The organism is Mycobacterium sp. RTGN6 (assembly GCF_033804605.1).
Classification (GTDB): domain Bacteria; phylum Actinomycetota; class Actinomycetes; order Mycobacteriales; family Mycobacteriaceae; genus Mycobacterium.
In genome coordinates, this window is record NZ_JAPZKZ010000018.1 from 13,442 (window position 1) to 34,225 (window position 20,784).

Annotated in this window: 24 protein-coding genes; 11 read left to right on the forward strand and 13 right to left on the reverse strand. The window is 67.0% G+C overall.

What is annotated here, in order from left to right:
• Positions 1-20: 20 nt before the first annotated feature.
• Both SLQ33_RS32155 and arcD read right to left on the reverse strand, forming a co-directional pair.
• A complete protein-coding gene (locus SLQ33_RS32155; RefSeq protein WP_319457990.1) occupies positions 21-1,280 on the reverse strand; it encodes an arginine deiminase in 1,260 nt (419 codons plus the stop codon).
• Entirely contained in the window at positions 1,277-2,755 is a 1,479-nt protein-coding gene (gene arcD, locus SLQ33_RS32160; protein ID WP_319457991.1) for an arginine-ornithine antiporter, read from the reverse strand. Before arcD ends, SLQ33_RS32155 begins: the two co-directional genes overlap by 4 nt.
• Before the next feature lie 264 nt (positions 2,756-3,019).
• Between arcD and SLQ33_RS32165 the strand changes: the two genes are divergently transcribed.
• On the forward strand, positions 3,020-4,243 hold the full coding sequence (locus tag SLQ33_RS32165; RefSeq protein ID WP_319458057.1) for a globin domain-containing protein: 1,224 nt from the start codon (positions 3,020-3,022) through the stop codon (positions 4,241-4,243).
• 49 nt (positions 4,244-4,292) lie between these two features.
• Here SLQ33_RS32165 and SLQ33_RS32170 read toward each other — a convergent pair whose 3' ends face one another.
• From SLQ33_RS32170 to SLQ33_RS32190, 5 genes are all read right to left on the reverse strand, one after another.
• Positions 4,293-4,631: a cupin domain-containing protein gene (locus tag SLQ33_RS32170; RefSeq protein ID WP_319457992.1), complete on the reverse strand. Its 339-nt coding sequence runs from the start codon at positions 4,629-4,631 to the stop codon at positions 4,293-4,295.
• 86 nt (positions 4,632-4,717) lie between these two features.
• On the reverse strand, positions 4,718-5,086 hold the full coding sequence (locus tag SLQ33_RS32175; RefSeq protein ID WP_319457993.1) for an STAS/SEC14 domain-containing protein: 369 nt from the start codon (positions 5,084-5,086) through the stop codon (positions 4,718-4,720).
• Between the two features lie 16 nt (positions 5,087-5,102).
• A complete protein-coding gene (dosR, locus tag SLQ33_RS32180; protein WP_319458058.1) occupies positions 5,103-5,750 on the reverse strand; it encodes a hypoxia response regulator transcription factor DosR/DevR in 648 nt (215 codons plus the stop codon).
• Positions 5,751-5,851: 101 nt separating this feature from the next.
• The gene (locus tag SLQ33_RS32185; RefSeq protein WP_319457994.1) at positions 5,852-6,721 is read right to left on the reverse strand and encodes a universal stress protein; all 870 of its coding nucleotides are present in this window, start codon (positions 6,719-6,721) and stop codon (positions 5,852-5,854) included.
• Positions 6,722-6,827: 106 nt separating this feature from the next.
• Positions 6,828-7,844: a zinc-binding alcohol dehydrogenase family protein gene (locus SLQ33_RS32190; protein WP_319457995.1), complete on the reverse strand. Its 1,017-nt coding sequence runs from the start codon at positions 7,842-7,844 to the stop codon at positions 6,828-6,830.
• Positions 7,845-8,049: 205 nt separating this feature from the next.
• Here SLQ33_RS32190 and SLQ33_RS32195 point away from each other — a divergent pair, with 205 nt between their 5' ends.
• Both SLQ33_RS32195 and SLQ33_RS32200 read left to right on the forward strand, forming a co-directional pair.
• Positions 8,050-8,454 (forward strand): pyridoxamine 5'-phosphate oxidase family protein, encoded by a 405-nt coding sequence (locus SLQ33_RS32195; RefSeq protein ID WP_413467766.1) that lies wholly within the window; start codon positions 8,050-8,052, stop codon positions 8,452-8,454.
• 127 nt (positions 8,455-8,581) lie between these two features.
• Positions 8,582-9,556: an Acg family FMN-binding oxidoreductase gene (locus SLQ33_RS32200; RefSeq protein WP_319457997.1), complete on the forward strand. Its 975-nt coding sequence runs from the start codon at positions 8,582-8,584 to the stop codon at positions 9,554-9,556.
• Here the strand turns inward: SLQ33_RS32200 and SLQ33_RS32205 are convergent.
• The 4 genes from SLQ33_RS32205 to SLQ33_RS32220 all read right to left on the reverse strand — a co-directional run bounded on the left by SLQ33_RS32205 (position 9,546) and on the right by SLQ33_RS32220 (position 13,159).
• Positions 9,546-11,192 carry a GAF domain-containing sensor histidine kinase gene (locus tag SLQ33_RS32205; protein ID WP_319457998.1) on the reverse strand — a complete coding sequence of 549 codons (1,647 nt, stop codon included), beginning with the start codon at positions 11,190-11,192 and terminating at the stop codon, positions 9,546-9,548. The genes SLQ33_RS32200 and SLQ33_RS32205 overlap by 11 nt on opposite strands.
• A gap of 157 nt (positions 11,193-11,349) precedes the next feature.
• A complete protein-coding gene (locus SLQ33_RS32210) occupies positions 11,350-11,619 on the reverse strand; it encodes a metal-sensitive transcriptional regulator (protein WP_319457999.1) in 270 nt (89 codons plus the stop codon).
• A gap of 68 nt (positions 11,620-11,687) precedes the next feature.
• Entirely contained in the window at positions 11,688-12,563 is an 876-nt protein-coding gene (locus tag SLQ33_RS32215) for a sulfite exporter TauE/SafE family protein (RefSeq protein WP_319458000.1), read from the reverse strand.
• Positions 12,564-12,568: 5 nt separating this feature from the next.
• Positions 12,569-13,159 (reverse strand): rhodanese-like domain-containing protein, encoded by a 591-nt coding sequence (locus tag SLQ33_RS32220; RefSeq protein WP_319458001.1) that lies wholly within the window; start codon positions 13,157-13,159, stop codon positions 12,569-12,571.
• 201 nt (positions 13,160-13,360) lie between these two features.
• On the opposite strand from SLQ33_RS32220, the gene SLQ33_RS32225 reads away from it, so the two are divergent.
• Genes SLQ33_RS32225 through SLQ33_RS32240 form a run of 4 tightly spaced genes read left to right on the forward strand, consistent with a single transcriptional unit; the run spans position 13,361 to position 16,558 of the window.
• On the forward strand, positions 13,361-14,740 hold the full coding sequence (locus tag SLQ33_RS32225) for an MBL fold metallo-hydrolase (protein WP_319458002.1): 1,380 nt from the start codon (positions 13,361-13,363) through the stop codon (positions 14,738-14,740).
• Between the two features lie 28 nt (positions 14,741-14,768).
• Complete coding sequence (locus SLQ33_RS32230; protein ID WP_319458003.1) at positions 14,769-15,365, forward strand: isochorismatase family protein; 597 nt, start codon at positions 14,769-14,771, stop codon at positions 15,363-15,365.
• A gap of 13 nt (positions 15,366-15,378) precedes the next feature.
• The gene (locus tag SLQ33_RS32235) at positions 15,379-16,050 is read left to right on the forward strand and encodes a pyridoxamine 5'-phosphate oxidase family protein (RefSeq protein WP_319458004.1); all 672 of its coding nucleotides are present in this window, start codon (positions 15,379-15,381) and stop codon (positions 16,048-16,050) included.
• Between the two features lie 37 nt (positions 16,051-16,087).
• On the forward strand, positions 16,088-16,558 hold the full coding sequence (locus tag SLQ33_RS32240; RefSeq protein WP_319458005.1) for an RrF2 family transcriptional regulator: 471 nt from the start codon (positions 16,088-16,090) through the stop codon (positions 16,556-16,558).
• Here SLQ33_RS32240 and SLQ33_RS32245 read toward each other — a convergent pair.
• Positions 16,555-17,175 (reverse strand): TetR/AcrR family transcriptional regulator C-terminal domain-containing protein, encoded by a 621-nt coding sequence (locus tag SLQ33_RS32245; protein WP_319458006.1) that lies wholly within the window; start codon positions 17,173-17,175, stop codon positions 16,555-16,557. The genes SLQ33_RS32240 and SLQ33_RS32245 overlap by 4 nt on opposite strands.
• 86 nt (positions 17,176-17,261) lie before the next feature.
• Between SLQ33_RS32245 and SLQ33_RS32250 the strand changes: the two genes are divergently transcribed.
• On the forward strand, positions 17,262-18,167 hold the full coding sequence (locus SLQ33_RS32250; RefSeq protein ID WP_319458007.1) for an alpha/beta hydrolase: 906 nt from the start codon (positions 17,262-17,264) through the stop codon (positions 18,165-18,167).
• Positions 18,154-18,807 (forward strand): maleylpyruvate isomerase family mycothiol-dependent enzyme, encoded by a 654-nt coding sequence (locus tag SLQ33_RS32255; protein WP_319458008.1) that lies wholly within the window; start codon positions 18,154-18,156, stop codon positions 18,805-18,807. Before SLQ33_RS32250 ends, SLQ33_RS32255 begins: the two co-directional genes overlap by 14 nt.
• Here the strand turns inward: SLQ33_RS32255 and SLQ33_RS32260 are convergent.
• Positions 18,779-19,168 carry a VOC family protein gene (locus SLQ33_RS32260; protein WP_319458009.1) on the reverse strand — a complete coding sequence of 130 codons (390 nt, stop codon included), beginning with the start codon at positions 19,166-19,168 and terminating at the stop codon, positions 18,779-18,781. The genes SLQ33_RS32255 and SLQ33_RS32260 overlap by 29 nt on opposite strands.
• Positions 19,169-19,223: 55 nt before the next feature.
• Between SLQ33_RS32260 and SLQ33_RS32265 the strand changes: the two genes are divergently transcribed.
• Both SLQ33_RS32265 and SLQ33_RS32270 read left to right on the forward strand, forming a co-directional pair.
• Positions 19,224-19,754, forward strand: coding sequence for a GNAT family N-acetyltransferase (locus SLQ33_RS32265; RefSeq protein WP_319458010.1), 531 nt, complete (start codon positions 19,224-19,226; stop codon positions 19,752-19,754).
• Between the two features lies 1 nt (position 19,755).
• Positions 19,756-20,772, forward strand: coding sequence for a nitronate monooxygenase (locus SLQ33_RS32270; protein WP_319458011.1), 1,017 nt, complete (start codon positions 19,756-19,758; stop codon positions 20,770-20,772).
• The last annotated feature ends 12 nt before the right edge of the window (positions 20,773-20,784 follow it).

Genomic DNA, 20,784 nt, shown 5'->3' on the forward strand with positions numbered 1-20,784 from the left:
ACTTCCTTCGGGTTGAAGACTCAGGTGTAGAGCGGGTCGCGCAGGATCGGGCACGTCATGCACCGGCCGCCTCCGCGGCCCCGGCCCAGCTCGCTGGCGTCGATGGTGACGACCTCCACGCCCGCCTTGCGCAGCGCCGTGTTGGTCAGGGTGTTGCGGTCATAGCCGATGACGACGCCCGGTTCGAGCGCGACGACGTTGTTGCCGTCATCCCACTGCTCGCGCTGGACGCCATAGACGTCGCCGGCGGTAGTGACGACCCGGAAGTCCACTCCGACTGCGGCTCCGATCGTTTCGATGAAGCCCTTTGGTTCGCGGCGCACGTCCAGTCCGGACGGTGAGCTGTCGTCGGGCCGCAGACTGATCGGCACGATCCCGTCGACGACCGGAGCGAACGCCGTCACCAGGTCGCGGTCACAGAAGGTGAACACGGTGTCGAGGTGCATGGCGGAGCGCGTCTTCGGCAGGCTGGCGATGAGCACCCGTTCGGCCGCGCCGGCGGCGAACAGGTTGCGGGCGACCTGGGTGATCGCCTGGTGAGATGACCGCTCGCCCATGCCGATCACGACGAGCCCCTTGCCGATCGGCATCACGTCACCGCCCTCGAGGGTGCCAAGCCCGTGGTCGGTGGGCAGTCCGTCGGGGTCGCCCAGCCACACGTCGTACTTCTCGTCGGCGAAGGCGGGGTGGAACTTGTAGACGGCGGCCGTGAGCAATGTTTCCTGACGCCGCGCTGGCCAGTACATCGGGTTTAGCGTGACGCCTCCGAAGATCCAAGCGGAGTTGTCGCGCATGAACTGCGTGTTGGGCAGCGGTCGGATGACGAACCCCGCCGGATCCAACGAACTGAACAACGAGAGGAAGTTGCCTTCGACCTCGTCGACCACGTCTTGGTAGGCGACGCCGCCAATGAGGAACTCCGCCAATCGATCTGGCGGTAGTTCGGTAAGCCAGGCCCGAATCTCGTGGGTGAGTCCCGGTCCGACGAGATCGTCGGTCACCTTGCGGTCCAGCAGCCAGTCCCGGGCGTCGGGTTTCGCCACCACGTCGGCGAGCAGGTCCTGGAGCTCGAGGACCTCCACGCCGCGATCGACCATCTTGGCGACGAAGTCGAAGTGATCGCGGCGGGCCTGTTGCAGCCAGATGACGTCGTCGAACAGCAGCTCGTGGCAGTTGTCCGGGGTGAGCCGTTGATGGGCCAGCCCGGGTGCGCAGACCATGACTCGTCGTAGCCGGCCCGCCTCGGACCAGACGCCAAGCTGGGAGTCGGTGGCGCTCATAGGACGGACAGGTTTCCGGTGGCCATCAGTGTGGCGGCCAGCACCGACGTGAGTGCCACGACGGCGACGACGATCCATTCGGACTTGGTGAATGTTGGCAGGTGGCTTTCCCGTCGCGCCCAGAGGTAGAGCGCGGTGCCCGCGAGGTAGAACATCGCGGCCACCAGCAGGTACTGCCAGCCGCCCGCGTACACCAGCCACACCGCATAGCCAAGCGCGACGACGCCGATGAGGAGATCACGGACGCGTCCCTGGCCCGACTCATACGTCTCGCCCCGAACCGCAAGCAGCACCTGGTATGCCGCGGACCACAGATACGGCAGCAGGATCAGGGACGTCGCCAGGTAGACCAGGTTGGTGTAGGTGCTCTCGTTGGCCAACGTCCACAGCAGCAGGGCCTGGACGCACAAGTTGGTCAGCCACAACGCATTCGCGGGCGCTCCGTGCGCATTCTCGCGGGCCAGCGCCTTCGGCATCACGTGTTCGAGGGCAGGCAGGCGCAGGATCTCGACGCACAGCATCACCCAGGCGATCAACGCGCCGAGCAGCGAGACGACCAGGCCGATCGAGATGAAGGCGGCGCCCCAGCTGCCCACCTCGTGCTCCAGTACCCCGGCCATCGAGGGATCTGGCACTCCGGCCAGCTCCGCCTGGGCCATCAGCCCGTACGACAGCAGGTTCACCATGAGCAGCAGCGCCAACACTCCGGCGAAGCCGAGCACGGTGGCCCGGCCGACGTCCTTGCGCTTGGCCGCGCGCTGGGAGTAGACGGAGGCACCCTCGATGCCGATGAACACCCACACGGTGACCAGCATCATGTTCTTGACTTGCGTCATCGTGTCGCCGAGCGGCGCGCCCTCGATCTGCGTGGCCCTGCCCCAGAAGTCGGCGGAGAACAGTCCGGCCTTGAATCCGACCGCGGCGATGGCGATGAACACCAGGATCGGGACCACCTTGGCGACGGTCACCACGACGTTGACGAGGGCGGCGGTCTGCACGCCGCGAAGCGCCATGGCATGCACGATCCACAGCACGACCGACGCGCCGATGATCGCGGGAATGGTTGCGCCGCCCTCGAATACGGGGAAGAAGTAGCCGAGCGTCGAGAACAGCAGGACGAGGTAGGCGACGTTCCCGACCCAGGCCGACACCCAGTATCCGAACGCCGACGTGAAGCCGATGTAGTTGCCGAAACCGGCACGGGCGTAACCGTAGACACCGCCGTCGACGTCCGGCTTGCGGGTAGCCAGAGTCTGGAAGACGAACGCCAGCGTCAGCATGCCGACGCCGGTGATGGCCCAGCCTATGAGCAGCGGGCCGGGGGCGGCGCTTCCGGCCATCTGCGACGGCAGCGCGAAGATTCCGCTGCCGATCATCGACCCGACGACGATCGCCGTCAGGGCGGCCAGCCCCAGGCCGGTCTTCCGGCCGGCGGGCCGGGTGTCCGGGGGCGGGGAGATCAAGGTCTGAGACATCGTCGTCCTTCCATCTCATGGAGCGGCGGGAGGTCGCCGCGCATGATCGACGCTATGGCCGCCGCCGGCTGAGCTGAGGAGGCTTTGGTCCCCGATCCGGGGCCGTAGGTCCCGACGATCGGCTGACGGGCGACCGAAGGCCGAACTGCACTGCGCGCGGGGACCAAAGCCCCTTGTTGTGTCGAGGCGTCTCGCCCACATTTGGGGCTGAACCAAGAGCGAGGGCGAACAGCGCCACGAGCCGGGCAGATGGGAATCATCAGAATGTTGTCGACAGCGTCCAGGGAGATCATCGCGGCCACCCTTCCGGCAGTGGGTGGCGCGATCAGCGAGATCACACCGCTGTTCTACCGAAAGTTGTTCACCGCCCATCCCGAGCTCGAACGCGACCTGTTCAACCGTGGCAACCAGAAACAGGGTGAGCAGCAGAAGGCGCTCGCCGGCGCCATTGCCGGATTCGCGGTCCTGCAGCTAGACCCCGACCCCACGCGCTCAGAGCAGTTGCTGGCGCGGATCGCCCACAAGCATGCGTCGCTCGGTGTTACCGCAGACCAGTACCAGATCGTGCACACTCATCTCTTCGAAGCGATCGTCGAGGTGCTTGGCGACGCCGTAACCCCCGAAGTCGCGGCGGCGTGGGACGAGTTGTACTGGCTGATGGCGGAATCGCTCGTTTCGATGGAAGCCGGGCTCTACGCCGACGCCGGCGTCGCAGCGGGCGACGTATGGCGCAAGGTCGTGGTCAGTGAGCGTCGCAATGAGACGGCGGATTCGGTGTCGTTCGATCTCACTTCCGCCGATGGCGCCGAGCTTCCCCGATTCCTTCCGGGCCAATATGTTTCGGTTGGAGTTCACCTCGCCGACGGCGCCCGACAGATCCGGCAGTACAGCCTGTGCTCCGCACCCACCGCAGGAGACTGGCGGATCACCGTCAAGCGGATCGGCACGCACGGTCTGCCGAACGGATCGATCGCGCCGACCGGTGAGGTGTCGAACTTCCTCTACGACAACCTGTTCGAGGGTGACCTCCTGGACGTCACGACGCCATTCGGCGACGTCGTGCTTCCCGACGATGACGCACCGCTGCTGCTGGTCTCCGCGGGCATTGGTTGCACTCCCGTAATCGGAATACTGCAACACCTAGCCGAGACCGGCGACGGCCGACCGGTTGCGGTGCTGCACGCCGACCGCTCGCTCAGCGCCCATGCCCATCGCGCGCAACTCAGCGAACTGGTGGACGCGTTGCCATCCGCCGTCATGCACCGGTGGTACGAGGACATGGGTGCTCGTCAGCCAAGTGCCAAGATCCGTCCCGGCCGGGTCGACCTCAGTGAGGTGGACATCGCCCCGGGTACCCAGGTGTACCTGTGCGGACCGCTCCCGTTCATGCACGGTGTCCGCGCGGAGCTGTTGTCGAAGTGTGTGTCCGAGAACAACATTCACTACGAGATCTTCGGTCCCGACACCTGGTCTCCTGCGGCCGCGTGATCCGGGGCTTCGCCGCGCATGCCAGCGGGGCGTGCGAGGCCGAAGTGGCCTACGACGCCTCCGGCTTGGCGACCGAAAGTAGGATTGCCGATCGCTCGATTGCCTCAAGCGAGTGTCGAGCGTCGGGGACGACGATCAGGTCGCCTGCCGAGCCCTCCCACGAGTTATCGCCTGCGATCAGCCGCACACGTCCGTTCAGGACGTGAACGGTTGCCTCGCCGGGATTCTCGTGCTCGTCGAGCCGCTGTCCCGCCGCCAGCGCAATGAGCGTCTGGCGTAGCACGTGTTCGTGGCCGCCGTAGACGGTGTGCGCACTGCGGCCGCTGGAGGCGCGGTCCGCGGCCGCCAGCTGTTCGCGGGCCAGCGCGGTCAAGGACATCTTGTTCATGCGAACTCCCTCGGGGTCGTTGCGCTCAACCAGCAAAAGCTTTGGTACGAGGTGAAACCCACTCACAACCATACGGGGGCTGTTTGTCACCCGGCGGCCCACTCCTTGGCGCGGTCGAGTTCGTCGAGGCCGAACAGGGCGAGCTCCCCGGGGACCATCCATGCCAGCGCATGCAGGGTGTGAGCGACCCAGTGTTTGTCGGTGACTACCGCAATTCGCTTGAACGCCGAATGATGTTGAAAGAGCGCGCCGAAACCCACCTTGAGATCCTCGAACAGTCCGCCAGGCCCAAAACCTTCGTAGTCGGACGCGATGACCTCCACGATCCTGATCTCTCCGGTCTTGAGCAGATCGTCCATGGCGGGCTTGAACTCGCGCAGGTCGTCACCGAGCAGCCGGCCCGACACACGGATGCCTGTGACGCCCTCCGGCATGTCTGGCAGCATTTCGATCATCGAAGCCTCGTCCAGTTCACTCTTCGGTGTGGGCGGGGCGGTCGAGCTTGGACACGAAGACCGCCGCCTGGGTGCGCCGCTCCATGCCGAGCTTGGCGAGCAGTCGGGACACGTAGTTCTTGACCGTCTTCTCGGCGAGGAACATGCGCGCGGCGATCTGCTTGTTGGTCAACCCCTCGCCGAGCAGGTCGAGCAGGACCTTCTCCTGCTCGGTGAGCCCGGACAACGGGTCGGATCGTTCGGCGTTGCCGCGGAGCTTCGCCATCAGCGCCGCAGCCGCGCGGTTGTCGAGCAGGGAGCGTCCGGCGCCGACGTCCTTGATGGCCTTGGCAAGTTCCATTCCCTTGATGTCCTTGACGACGTATCCACTGGCACCGGCCAGGATCGCGTCGAGCATCGCCTCGTCCGAGGTGAACGACGTCAGCATCAGGCAGCGTAGATCGGGTAGCCGCGACAGCAGCTCGCGACACAATTCGATGCCGTTGCCGTCGGGCAGGCGGACGTCGAGCACGGCGACGTCAGGCCGCAACGCCGGGATTTGAGCCATCGCCTGAGCCACCGAACCGGCCTCACCGATGACGTCGAGTTCGGGGTCGGCGCCGAGCAGGTCGATCAAGCCGCGGCGCACCACCTCGTGATCGTCGACGAGGAATACCGTGACCATCGCTACGCCCTCCGAAGTGTCGTCTCGCGGCGGCCGTGGCGCGTTCACCACGCCGACCGACGAAGGATCGTCGACCTGGTAGCCATTGTGCCGGTCGTAGGTCACAACGCGCCGTGCCGTTCGGAAATCAGCACTGAGCAATTCACACCGTGGAGCGCGGCGCGCGAGGCCGGGCCTGCGAATTCGGACATTTCGTCACTGGGTTCATGGCTGAGCACGATCAGTTGGATCGAATCGGCATGACGCACGAGATAGTTCAGTGGACTACCAGCCACCGCGACGGCCCGAATCTTCACCTCGGGGTAGAGCCGCCGATATCTGGCCAACGACCGCTCCAGGTTCGCCTTGGTCTGCCTGCGCGCTTGCGCGGACGCGTGCGCGTCGTGGATGTCGGGGAACCCGGGGCGCCAGGAGGTCACCACGTGCAGTGGCGCCTTCCGTAGCCGGGCCTCGTCAAGAGCGTGGCCGAGGACCGTGCTGCCGTCGGGCGAGCCATCGAATTCGGTTACCACCCAACGAGGTTCGCTTGAAATCGAATCAGACTGGCGCACGATGGCGACCGGACAGCGGGCCCGGGCCAAGAGTGCGGACACCGTGGACCCGACGCGCTTGCCGGTTGCCCGGTTGATCCCGAGCGCGCCGACGCAGACCGCGGCAGCCGAGTGCGACGCGGCAAGCAGCGCCGTGACGGCCCGGCCCTGCACGATCTCGACCTCGATCTTCACTGGTTTGTCCACCGATTCGATCGCCATCGCGGCCTGGCGCACGGCGATCTCGGCGCTCGCGAAGTCGTGGGCGACGGAATCGCAGTCCACTGTGCCTGCCTCACGCGGTTCGATTGCGTAAACCAGTCGCAGCGGGAGGTCGCGTTCGACGGCTTCGTCGATGGCCCACAATGCGGCATCGATACCGCCGCGGGATCCGTCGATTCCGACGACCACGGCGGGAGACGGTGGCGAGGTTTCGGGCATCTTGCACTCCAAAGCGGTTCCGGGATGGTGCTCACTTCGACGCTAGGCCTGGCGCGGTGGCGGCGATCAGGGGCGAAGGTCCCTGGTGTGTTGGCGTTGGTCACTTCTAGACCCGCAGCACCGCCGCGCCGGCTATCCGCCCAGAGCTCAGGTCCTGCAGCGCGACATCGGCCCGGTCGAGCGGATACTCCGGCGTGGTGACCTCGATGTGGTGCTGGTCGGCGAAGGCAAGGAACTCGCGGGCGTCGGCGCGGGTGTTCGATGTCACCGAGCGCACCTGACGTTCCTGAAAAAGGTGACGCTGGTAGTTCAGCGCCGGGATGTCACTGAGATGGATACCCGCAATCGCCAACGTGCCGCCACGGTCGAGTGCCTCCAACGCGGCAAGCACCAACTCGCCGACGGGTGCGAAGAGGATGGCGGAGTCGAGCGGCACGGGTGGTGGGTCGCTGGCGCCTTGCGCAGACGCTGCGCCCAACGCGAGCGCCAGTTCTCGCGCACCGTCCCCGCGGGTCATCACGTGGACTTCGGCACCGCGGGCCAGCGCTACCTGAGCGGTGATGTGGGCGCTACCGCCGAATCCGTAGATGCCGAGCCGGCCGCCCGGCGGCAGGTCGGCGCGCATCAGCGACCGATACCCGATGATGCCCGCGCACAGCAGCGGGGCGAGTTCGGTGTCGGAGTAGCTCGAGGGCAGGCGGTGGACGTAAGCCGCTGGCGCGGTGACGAACTCGGCATATCCGCCGTCGGCGTCCCAGCCCGTGTAGCGCGACTCGGGGCACAGGTTCTCCTGGCCACGGATGCAGAAGCGGCAGTGGCCGCACGTGTGCCGCAGCCATGCCACTCCGACACGGTCACCGACGGTGACGTCGCCGGTGGTGCCTTGCCCGAGGGCAACCACTTCGCCCACCACCTCGTGGCCTGGCGTGACGTGGGGGAGGTGCACCGGTAGGTCGCCTTCGGTCACGTGCAGGTCGGTGCGACATACGCCGCAGGCCCGCACCGCGACCAGTACCTCGCCGTCGGCGGGTACCCCGACGTCAGCGGTGACGAACTCGAGCGGGTCCGCGCTCATCGGACCCGGTGTTCGCACGCGCCAGGTGCGCATCGTTCCGGTGGTCATCTCTCCATGGTCCTCCTTGCCGGAGGTGGGGTCATCGATTGCGCCGCGCACAGTAACGACCGAAGGCCCTTGCATTGGTGACAAAAGCCTCGAGAGGACTTGCGGCAGGCGCGAATAACGTTGCGATCGTGCGGACTCATACCAAGAGTCACAGCAGAATTCGAGGGCTGAGATGACTAGAGCAGACGCAGCGCCTGTCACCGTCATGAACGACGACGATTGCTGGGCGCAGTTGTCGAGTAGGACGCTGGGACGACTCGCCACCAGTGTCGACGGGCACCCCGACATCTTTCCCGTCAACTACGTCGTGCAGAGGCGCACCATACTCATCCGCACTGCGGAAGGCACCAAGCTGGCGAGCGTGGCCGTCAATCAGCGGGTGGCCTTCGAGGCCGACGACCACGACGTGGTGGAAGGCTGGAGCGTGGTGGTCAAGGGTCATGCGCGAGTGCTGTCCTCGAATGAAGAGCTCGCTGCTGCGGACCGTGCTCAGGTACTGCCGTGGACGGCGACGGCCAAGCAGCGCTTCATCCGGATCATGCCCATCGAGATCACCGGTCGAAGGTTCCAATTCGGGGCCGAGCCGGAACAGCTCATCGACCAACCATGATCCGGCGGTCTCATTGCAATGCGCAGCCGCGAGTAGCCCACTTGGGGACTTCCGGCTCTGTTCAGCGGGTGTCGGCAGCGCAACGCTATTGAAACGTGAAGTGTTCTGTTGAAAGTGGGCCGCCCCGATGACCGCACAGTTTCCCGACCCCGAAACCATTTGGACGGCACTGTCGTTGGCGATTCGGGCGCCGTCCGTGCACAACTCACAACCGTGGCGCTGGGAGGTCGGTGACCGCAGCCTGCACCTCTACGCCGACACCACCAGACATCTTTCGCACGCGGATCCGGATCGGCGCGACCTCTTGGTGAGCTGTGGCGCATCGCTTCATCACGCCACAGTGGCGCTGGCGGCGCTGGGGTGGCAAAGCAAGGTTAGGCGACTACCCAATCCCGCCGACCCCAGCCACCTGGCATCGATTCACGCGTCCCGATACGAGCCCAGCGACGTCGACGTGTCACTCGCGGCGGCCATCCCTCGACGACGCACCGACCGACGGCTCTTCAGCTACTGGCCGGTGCCACGCGCTGACATCGCGACTATCGGTGCGAGGGCGGCACGCATGGGGGTACGGCTTCGTCACGTGGAGATGACAACGGACATCAAAGCGATTGTGGCTCAATCAATGCGACAGCACCTTCAGGATGCGGAGTATCTGACTGAGCTCACCAGGTGGAGTGGACGTTACGGGTCGACCGCCGGGGTGCCTGCGCGAAATAGTCCAGACTTCGAACCGACCGCCCCACTACCCGGACGGATCTTCGCAGGTACGGCGTTGGCCCAGCCTGCGGGTGCAACCGTCGCTGCCGATCATGCCGTCCTCGTTGCTCTGGGCACCAGTGCCGACGACGACGTGGACCGCCTGCGTGCCGGCGAAGCCACCAGCATGGCATTGCTGACCAGCACGTGCCTCGGATTGTCGAGCTGCCCGGTCACCGAGCCGCTGGAGATCGCCGAAACTCGTGAAGCGATCCGGTCGGAGGTCTTCGGTGGGACCGACTACCCGCAAATGATGCTCCGGATCGGTTGGGCCCCAGTCGGTGCCGACCCTCTGCCGTCGACTCCGCGACGACCCCTCAACGAAGTCATCATCACTCGGTGAACACCGGAACGGTCCACTGGACCTTGGTACCGCACTCGGGCGCCGAGGTAATCTCGCAGGTCCCGCCGAGCAGTTCTGCTCGGCGGCTCATGTTCGCCAGCCCGCTGCTGCGCTGGTTGTCCGCCGGGATGCCATGGCCGTCGTCGGTCACTTCGAGGCTGAATTCGTCGCCAACGGTCGCGGTAACCGTGATGTGTTTGGCGCCCGAATGGCGCACCGCGTTGCTGATCGCTTCGGCGGTGACAGCCTCCGCATGGTCTGACAGCTGACCGTTGACGGCGCCGAGCGGGCCCGACAATCGCACCGTCGTCGCGATGTCGCGGTCGCCCGTCAGATCTGCGACCAGCTTCTGGAAGCGGGTGCGAAAGTCATCGCCCGTGGCCAAGGGGGACTGCAAGTCGAAGATGGTCGAACGGATCGTCTCGATGGTGGCCTGAAGGTCGTCGACCGTGCGCATCAGCCGGTCGCTGAGCTCCGGTGACTTCGACCGTGCGATCGAACCCTGCAGGTCCAGCCCGGCTGCGAAGAGTCGCTGGATCACGTGGTCGTGCAGATCGTGGGCAATGCGTTCCCGATCGGCCAGGATGGTGACCTCCCGTTCGCGGCTTCGCGCGCGGGCCAGCGTGAGGGCGATCGCGGCGTGCCTGGCGAAGTCACTCACCAGCTCCAGGTAACTCGGGTCGAACGCAGGGTCGTCCTTGTTGCGCGCCACCGCGATGACGCCGAGAACCGCGTCCTCCGCGCGCAGCGGCACGACGATCCCCGGGCGCTGATCGACGTCGGTGAAGGCTTGGATCGGATGCTGGAGTGCTTCGGTGATGACCGGCTCGCCGGATCGGAAGACCGCGCCGCTGGTGGAATCGTCCACGGGGACGCGCTGGCCGATGACCTCGTCGGCGTGCAGGCCAACGGCGGCAGAGACCACCAGCGTCTCGAGCTCGTCGGGCTGCCGGTCTGAATCAGGCACCAGCACGATGGTCTGCTCTGCACCGGTCAACTCCAGGGCGCGCTCGGCGATGAGATGCAGGGGCCTCGTTGGCGACTCAGCTCCGGACAACAGCGCCGTCGTGATTTCGCGGCTCGCCTGTGTCCATGTGGCCGAGGTGCGTACCCGCTCAAACAATTGCGCATTGTCGATGGCCACCGCTGCGGCCGACGCCAGCACCCGGGCGGCGACTTCGTCCGACTCCGAGAACGTCCGGCCGGGCTGTTCGTGGGTGACGTAGAGGCTTCCGAAGACGTTGCCGCGGATGGTGATTGGGACGCCCAGAAATGCACGCATCGGCGGGTGGTGGGGTGGGAAACCGGCCGCTGCGGGATGTGCGGCGAGGTCATCGAGCCGCAACGCGAGGGTGTTCTCCAGCGGGACGCCGAGCACGCCCTTACCGACCGGCAACGGGCCGATGCGCTGCATTGTTTCGGCGTCGATGCCCTGATGGAGGAACGACACGAGAACGCCGTCGGGCTCGCGGACCGCGAGGGCGCCGTAACGCGCGCCAGTCAGTTCGATGGCGGCGGTGACGATGCGGTCGAGCGTGGGGTTCAGATCGAGGTCGGAGGTGATCCCAAGGATGACGTGAAGAAGCTTCTCGGTCTGGTCGCGCGCGGCAAGCAGATCGTCGAGTTGCTCGTGCATCTCCTGCACCAACTCGCGTCGGCCCAACCTAGGGAGAGCTGATTTGTCGTCGTTCAAGGCCCCGACACCTCCGCGCCCATGTCGATCTTGACTCTACGTCGCGACGCCACCGACATACCGAGTAATAGCCAACGGAGCGACTGGTGGCGCTACGTCTTTACGCCAAGGCCATGAACAGCTTTTCCAACTCGGCCTCGGTCATCGGTTTCGCACCGTCGGCGCTGTCTCCGGTGATGCACTCTCGAAGACCGGTGGCCACGATCTTGAATCCGGCGCGGTCCAACGCCCGTGACACCGCGGCGAGCTGAGTGACGACGTCCTTGCAGTCACGACCCTGCTCGATCATGGAAATCACGCCTGCGAGTTGACCCTGGGCGCGACGCAGCCGATTCAGCACTGCGACGATGCTCTCTTCGTCCCCAACCATTGCGGCTCCTTTCGCTCACCAGCTGTAACACTGTACCCGTGGGGGTATATGCCCGATGGTCACAGACGTCATGCCGGCGCGGCGAAGGTTGGCTGTCGACGGAGCAGCCGGTGCAGCGGGCAGCGGGCATATCGCGTACAGGCGAACGCGATGCCCATGGCAACTAGGGTCAGCCCGGCGGTCGCCCCACCGACTTCCGGTCCGACCTCCTGGGCCAGGATCACCGACGCCATCAGCAGGACGAACCATCCGAATGTACGGCGCAGCGTGGCTGGATCGACCAGGGCGACGAGACGACCGCCGATCAGCGCACCGACGACGGCGGCGGCGGTGACCAAAGCTGCGAGCTTCCAGTCGATCTGCTCGCCGGTGAGATGACCGGCGAAGCCGGCGAACGACTGCATCGAAATGACGACTAGCGATGTGCCCACCGCGGTCGGCATCGGCAAACCGGCCAGCAGTGCCAGCGCGGGAACCAAGAGAAATCCGCCGCCCGCGCCGACGAGCCCACTGATCACGCCGACCCCGATCCCCAACAAGCCGATCCGGACGACGGGCAGGGGCTGGCCATCGTCGGACTCGGCGGGTTCCTTGCGCGTGCGCAGCATGGCCAGTCCAGCGGCCACCATGATGACCGCGAATGCCACCAACAGCGCGGTGCCCGGAATGAGGCGGGCCATCCGCCCGCCTGCGTAGGCGCCGGCCATGGCCACCGACCCGAACACCACCGCGACGCGCCACCGGACCCGGCCGGCACGAGCGTGCGTGATTGCCGCGAACGCACTCGTCACGCCGACCACCATGAGTGACATGGCGATGGCGTGCTTGGGTTCTACGCCAGCGACGTACGCCAACAGTGGGACGGTGAGGATCGAGCCGCCACCCCCGAGTAGGCCCAACGAGATTCCCACCGCGATTGCGAGGATGACGGTCACGACAATCATGTCGGCTACGCCCTGATCTGGTCGGCGGAGGCGCCGACGAGCTTGGACACGACGGTGGCGGCGTCGCAGGTGGCAGCGCGGTTGTAGGGCAGCTTCGACAGCGCCATGCCCATGGCGCAGGTATTGGTCAGCGCGGCGACGCTGAGTCCGCCCCCGATCGCTGCCGCGACCCACTTGAGCCTCGGCACGGCGATGCTGCCGAGAATGCTGGTCAGCACGATCGAGCCGGCGACGAAGCGCACCTGACGATCGAGGTCCCAGCGCTGTGCGCCGCGGTTGACCGCGAAACCCTTTGCCTCCCAGGCGGTGATCCCGCCGTCGAGGATGTGGACGTTGCGCAGGCCGGCGGCGCGGAGAGTCTCCTCGGCTTGCGCGGCCCGCTGGCCGGATCGACACACCAGCACCACGTCCGCCTCGAGGTGGCCGATGATCTCGTCGCGGTGTTCGCGCAGCAGGTCGAGTGGGACGTTGTAGGCACCGGCGATGTGGGCGGTCTCGAACTCGCCAGCAGTTCGGACGTCGAGTACCCGTGGAGGTGCTGCCGAATCGAGTCGTTTGCGCAGGTCGTGGGAATCGATGGTGGCGGGTGCGGTCATGGCGCTGTCCTTCCGAGAGGCCGGCGGTGACCAAGGCCGCTTGAGCTTGGATACCACCGGGGGTATGGTGTGGTGGATGATATGCATACCCCCCTAGGTATCGTCAAGTGAGGAATAGAATACCCCCAGGGGTACTTGACATACCTATCCGGGCACATGCCACGATGGCGTTGACCAAGGCCGAAGAGAAAGAAGACAGCGATGATCCTCCAGCAGTACTACCTGGACTGCCTCTCCCATGCGTCGTACCTGATCGGTGACGAAACCACCGGGCGCGCAGTGGTTGTCGATCCGCAGCGCGACGTGGCCGGGTACGTCGCCGATGCCACGGCCCAGGGTTTGACCATCGAATTGGTCATCGAAACGCACTTCCACGCCGACTTCGTGTCAGGCCATCTGGAGCTCGCCAAGGCGACCGGCGCGAAGATCGTCTACTCCTCCGTCGCCGAGACCGAGTTCGAGTCGATGGGCGTCACCGACGGTGAACGCCATTCACTCGGCGACGTGACGTTGGAGTTCCGCCATACCCCGGGACACACCCCGGAGTCGATGAGCGTGGTGGTCTACGAACGTGCCGGTGACGAGGTGCCCTACGGCGTGATGACCGGTGACACCTTGTTCATCGGCGATGTGGGCCGGCCCGATCTGCTGGCCTCGATCGGCTTCACCCGCGAGCAGCTCGCCGACAAGCTCTACGATTCGTTGCACGACAAGCTGATGACGCTGCCGGATGCGACCCGGGTGTATCCCGCGCACGGCGCAGGTTCGGCGTGCGGCAAGAACCTGTCGACCGACCTTTGGTCGACCATCGGCGATCAGAAGGCAACCAACTACGCACTACGGGCTCCCGACAAGGCGACCTTCATGAACCTCGTCACCGCGGGCCAGCCGCCCGCGCCCGGCTACTTCGGCTACGACGCGATCCTCAATCGCAAGGACCGCGGCCTGCTCGACGAGACCAAGCTGCCGACGGCGATGACCTGCGACCAGGTCCGCGCCGCGATCGACGGCGGCGCCGTCCTGGTCGACGGGCGCAGTCCCGAGGAGTTCGCCCAAGGGCATCTGCGGCACGCGATCAACATCGGCCTCGAGGGCCGGTACGCCGAGTTCGCCGGTTCGGTGCTGCCGTCTGACGTCGACGTCGTGTTGTTCACCGAGCCCGGCCAGGAGCTCGAGGGCAAGAACCGGCTGGCCCGGATCGGCTTCGACAGGGTGATCGGCTACCTCGCCGATCCGTACCAGGTGATGGTCCTCAACGAAGGCGACGTCGAGGTGGCGTCGCGGTTGACCGCGATACGGTTCGACGAGCGTGCGGCGTCGATCTTGGACTTGCAGCTCGTCGACGTCCGCAATCCAGGCGAGGTCGAGGGGGGAACCATCCCGAATGCGATCACCATCCCGGTGGGCCAGCTGCCCGCGCGACTGAGCGAACTCGACGCCGTCAAGCCGACGGTCGTGTACTGCGCGGGCGGCTACCGTTCATCGGTTGCGGCAAGCCTGCTGCGGCACAACGGCTTCACCGATGTCAGCGACATCCTGGGCGGGTTCGGCGCCTGGGAAGAGGCACACCAGACCGCCTGACCGAACCCTTCGCGCTAGCGTTGGGGGCATGACGAACCCCACCCTGCGTGAGCTGGCGAGCCTGCCGAGCGCGCCCGCGGCGCTCGCAGATTCGACCCTCGTGCTGATCGACTGCCAGCACACCTACACCAACGGCGTCATGGAACTCGACGGTGTGGCGGCCGCGCTGGAGGAGGCCGCCGTGCTGCTCGATCGCGCCCGGTCCGCGGGCATCCCGATCATTCACATTCAGCACTCCGACGGCCCCGGCTCGCTGTACGACATCGAGGGGGAGAGCGGGGCGATCGTCGCGCAGGTCGCGCCTCGCGACGGCGAACCGGTCGTCGTGAAGCAGTACCCGAACTCGTTCGTGGAGACCGATCTCGACGAACGACTCAAGTCGCTTGGCGCTTCGAATCTGGTGCTCGCGGGCTTCATGACGCACATGTGCGTGAACTCGACCGCGCGGGGCGCCTTCAATCTTGGCTACGCGCCGACGGTCGTTGCCGCGGCGACGGCGACGCGCTCACTGCCCGGGGTGACCGGTGAACCGGTACCGTCCGACGTCATGCAGACCGCCAGCCTGGCCGCGATGGCCGACCTGTTCGCCGTGGTGGTGCCCGGCGCATCGTCGATTCCCGCCTAGCCGAGGAACTTTCGTGACTCAGCCCTCGACCAAGATCACTCGACTCAGCGAGAAGCAGACCACGTCGCGCGACGACCTCGACGAACTGCTGGCGAGTACGCCACTGGCCACCATCGCCTTGGTGCGCGACGGCCACCCGGTGGTGTTCCCGACGGGGTTCGCCCGCATCGGCGACGAGCTCGTCATCCACGGCTCGACCGGTTCGCCGTGGATGCGCGCACTCGCGGAGGGCGCGCCTGCCGCCGTTTCGGTGACGGCGCTCGACGGAGTGGTCGTGGCGCGCAGCGCATTCGAATCCTCGTTCCGCTACCGCAGTGCGGCGTTGTTCGGTGTGTTCGAACCCATTCCGGACGCCGACAAGGTTCGCTACCTCGAGGAGGTGACCGACCGCTTCATCCCCGGCCGGGTCGCCGAACTGCGCACCAGCACGCGCAAGGAGCTCGCGGCCACGATGGCGCTACGCATGCCGATCACCGTCGACAACTGGTCGCTGAAGGTCAGCGCGGGCTGGCCCGAGGACCCCGACGAGGACGTCGCTGGGCCGGCGTGGGCCGGCGTCGTGCCTATGACGGTGAGCTATGGCGTGCCGCTATCAGCCCCCGATCTCACCGTGGGCATCCCGCTTCCGGAGTCGGTGCGTTTGCTGTCCGGCGGAGGCGACGGAACCGCCCCGACGCTGCCGTAACGCGGCCGAGAACGGCATCAATGGCAGAATCCGACACATGCGGATGTCGGCGAAGGCGGAGTACGCCGTCCGCGCCATGATTCAGCTGGCCACGGTCGATGAGGGTGAAGTGGTCAAGACCGACGACCTGGCCAAGGCGCAGGGCATTCCGCCGCAGTTCCTGGTCGACATCCTGTCCGACCTGCGCAGCGACCGGTTGGTGCGCAGCCACCGCGGCCGCGACGGCGGGTACGAGCTTGCCAGGCCCGCGTCCGAGATCAGCGTCGCCGACGTGTTGCGCTGCATCGACGGCCCGCTGGCCAGCGTGCGGGACATCGGGCTCGGCGACCTGCCGTATTCGGGGCCGACGGCCGCGTTGACCGACGTGTGGCGCGCCTTGCGGGCCAGCATGCGTTCGGTGCTGGAGGAAACCAGCGTCGCCGATGTCGCGGCGGGTTCACTGCCCAAACACGTCGCCGACCTCGCGGGTAACTACCTGGTCCAGGAGGAGCGGCGCGGGCACGGCTAGCGCCCGCGCGCCGCGATTCCGTCCAGCAGCATCCGCAGACCGCCGTCGAAATCGTCTTCGACCGACGTCGTCATGGCGACCTTCGACAGCGCCGCAATGTGGGGGAACGCGCCCGCGGCCACGGCCCCGATGCGCGCAGCCGCCTCGGCCGCGCCGCCGGTCAACGGTCCGGCCAACTCGGCCTGCGCGGCGCCGGTGACCAGGCCGAGCACCGCGTGGAAGGCGGACAACCGGTCGCGGTCGGAGAGTCCGGCGCGGCCGAGTGCTCCGACCAATGCGTCGGCGATTGCAAACCCCGTCGCCGAGGCCATCCTCCGGGTCAGCACCAGCGGGACGGCGGCGGGGTGGGCCCGCACGCCGCGCCACATCGCGGTGGCGACGGCGTGGACGTCGTGCTGCCAGTCGTCGGTCGGTGTTGGCACCTCGACGTCGGCCACCACGGCGGCGACGACGAGCTCCTCGAGGCCTTCCTTGTCGGCGACGTAGTTGTACATCGTCATCGGCCCGGTGCCCAGCGCGGTGGCCAGAGCCCGCATGCTCAGCGCACCGGGTCCTGACTCGTCGACGATTTCCAGTGCCGCCGAGGCGATTTCGCCGATGGTGAACCGTGCCTTCACGCTGACTCCAATGCAAACCCCTTGACAAGTACGACGTACGTAATGCAGTGTAGCCAATACGTACAGCGTACCTATTAGGAGGTCCCATGGCTCACACGACGATCCCCACCCAACGTGTCGCGCTGCCGTCCGGCGGCGCCCGGTGCGCGGCCTGGCTGACGGTGCCGCCGACGGCCGGTCCCCATCCGGCGGTGGTGCTGGTGCACGGGCTCGGCGCGACGCACGACATGATGCTGGCGCAGTACGAGCAGCACTTCGCCGCGGCGGGCATCGCCACTCTGGCGTTCGACTACCGCTTCACGGGCGAGTCCGAAGGCCTTCCGCGTCAACACATCTCGATTCCCGAGCAGTCGGCCGACGTGGGTGCCGCCCTGGACTACCTGAAGTCGAGGCCGGAGGTGGACGCGGCCCGGCTGGGACTGTGGGGCACCAGCCTGGGAGGCATGAACGTGGTGCGCGTCGCCGCCATTCGCACCGACGTCGCCGCCGCGGTGGTGCAATGCCCGATCGTGCACGGCCCAGGCGCGGCCCGAAGCCTCGGGCTGTTGGGCCCGCTGCGGCTGACGCCCGCGATCGTCGAGGACGCCCTTCGGATGGTGGGCCGACGCGGCCGTAGGTACGTGCCCATCGTCGGACCACCGGGCGCCTACGCGATGGTCACCGCCGCGGGCGCCGAAATCGGATGGAACTCGACCGTCCCCGCGGATGGCACGTTCGACAACCGGATCGCCGCCGTCGACGCGGTCGCCATGGTGACGACGTCGGCGCTGCGGCACGCGCGAAGGGTGACCGCTCCGCTACTGGTATGCGTCTGCGACCGCGAGAACCTGATGGACCCGAAATACGCTGCGCTCGTTGCCCGTCGAGCCCCGCGCGGAGTGGCCAAGCACTACGACTCGGACCACTTCGACGTCTACCACCCACCGCTGGTGAGCCAGGTGCTGGCGGACCAGACCGCCTTCCTGACGGAGCACCTCGATGTCCGTGCGTGACCTCCTGCGCGCCAACGACGCCCGCTTCAACGCACTCGCGCGCGAACTGAGCGCCGCGGAGTGGTCGGCACCCAGCCTGTGCGACGAGTGGACCAACCACGAGGTGCTTGCCCACCTGGTGTTCGGCTACGGCGGTCGGCTCGGCGTCCTGGTCGCCGAGATGTGCCAGCACCGAGGTTCGTTCGACGGCGCCAACACCGAACTGGCGCGCACGCTTGCCGCGACGCGCAGCCCCGCCGAGCTGCTCGAGGACTTCGCCCGGCTCGCCGACCGCCCGCAGGGGATGGGCCGCTACTTCCCGCGAACGCTGTTCCTCGGCGACCACGTCACCCATGAGCTCGACATCCTCCATGCCGTCGGTAGGGGGCCGGCGATTCCCGAAGCCGCACTCGTCGCGGTGCTGAATGCCCAAGTGACGCTGCCCAACCCGTTCGTTCCGGCGTTCCGCAACAGCCTCGGGTTACGGCTCATCGCCACCGATGCCGACTGGACACACGGCAGGGGACCCGAGGTCGTCGGCCGCGCCGACGAACTGGTGTCGGTGCTGGGCAGCCGACCCAAGATGCTCGAGCGGTTGAGCGGCGACGGGGTGGCCGTGCTGGCGGACCGGGTCAGCCGCCCGAGCCGTACGGCCTCGTGATGATCTCGAGGTAGTGGCCTGAAGGGTCCTGGAAGTAGACGCCGCGACCGCCGTCGTTGTGGTTGATCTCCCCGGGGCGAGCACCGCGCGGATCGGCCCAATGTTGCAGTTCGCGCTCGCGAATCCGGCCGTAGATGGCGTCGAACTCCGCTTCGGACACCAGGAACGCGTAGTGCTGCGGGTGGATGTCCTGGTCGGCGCCGACCTGGGCGTAGTCGAGGCTGGCGCCGTGGTCGATCGTCACCGCGAGGAAGTGGCCGAACTCCTTGGCCTCGGGAAGTCCGAAGAGCTCGGTGAAGAAGGTTGCCGACTCCTCGCGGTTCCTAGCGGCCACGATGGTGTGGTTGAACTCGATTGCCATGTGAATCGAGTCAACCACCATTGGCGAGGCGTGCCCAACATTGCAGGATGAAGCCATGGCCGACGTCGAAGTGCTCACCGGGGCGCGCGTGCGGCTGCGCCGCCCGGTCATCGAGGATGCCGAAACGATGTTCGCCGAGCTGGCGTCGGACCCCGAGGTCACGCGGTACCTGTCGTGGACTCCGCACCGCAACGTCGACGAGACGCGTCACGTCATCACCGACCTGTTCAACACCGGTGACGACCCGACGTGGTTGATCGAGCGGCGCGACACCGGCGAGCTCGTCGGCACGTGCGGATGGTCTCGGCCGCAACCACATTCGATCGAGTTCGGGTATTGCCTGTGCCGCAAGTGGTGGCGGCAGGGGTACGGCTCGGAGGCGGCCGCGATGCTCGTCGACGCCGCCACGCGCGATCCCGGCGTGTACCGCGTCTCGGCGTACTGTCACGCCGACAACGCGGCGTCGGCGGGCGTGCTGAGGCGCTGTGGGCTGAACCTCGAGGGCCTGCTCGCGAGGTATGTCATATTTCCCAATGTCGGTCCGGAACCGCAGGACTGCTTGTTGTTCGGAAAGGCGGTGAGGTGACGTGAGTGCCTTCCACCTGCTCGAGCTGACCCGTCCGGTGATCGTCGCGCCGATGGCGGGCGGCCCGTCGACCCCGGAACTGGCCGCGGCCGGCTCCAACGCCGGCGGCCTCGGCTTCGTGCCGGGCGGCTACCTCACGGCGGAGGTCTTCGCCGAGCGCATCACGGCCGCGCGTGGGCTGACCACCGGTCCGCTTGGGGCCAACCTCTTCGTGCCAGGGCCGAGCGCGCTTCTGCCGGCACAGCTCGAGAGCTACGCGAAGTCGCTCGCCGAGGAGGCGGTGCGCTACCAGGTCGAGCTCGGTGAACCGCGGTTCGACGACGACGCCTGGGCCGCGAAGGTCGAGGTGGTCATGGACCTCAAGCCCGAGGTGGTCTCGTTCACGTTCGGCCTGCCCCAACCCGACGAGGTCGCCCGGATGCGCGGCGCAGGCATCTTCACCGTCGCGACTGTGACGACACTCGCGGAAGCGGAGCTGGCCGTCGCCTGCGGGGTCGACGCGCTGGCCGCTCAGGGCCCGGCGGCGGGCGGTCACCGTGGCACCTTCGACCCCGTCGCGGAGCCCGCGTCGCAGCCGCTGCACCAACTTCTGCACGCGGTGAGCGTCGGGACCAACCTGCCGGTGGTGGCGGCGGGTGGGCTGATGACCGCCGTGGACGTCGCCGACGTGCTCGCCAGCGGCGCCGTCGCGGCCCAACTGGGGACGGCGTTCCTGCTCGCCGACGAAGCGGGCAGCAGTCCGGTGCATCGGGCGGCGCTCACCGATGCGCAGTTCACCGAAACGGCGGTCACCAAGGCGTTCTCGGGCCGGTACGCGCGCGGGCTGCGCAACCGGTTCATCGACGAACACGAGGAGCAAGCGCCGTTCGGATACCCGGAAGTCCACTACCTCACGAGCCCAATGCGCGCGGCGTCGGTGCGCGCCGGAGACCCGCACGCCACCAACGTCTGGGCAGGGACGGGCTTCCGGCAGGCCAAGGCAGCACCTGTGGCCGACATCATCGCCGGACTGGTCTGAGCTGGCCGCGCC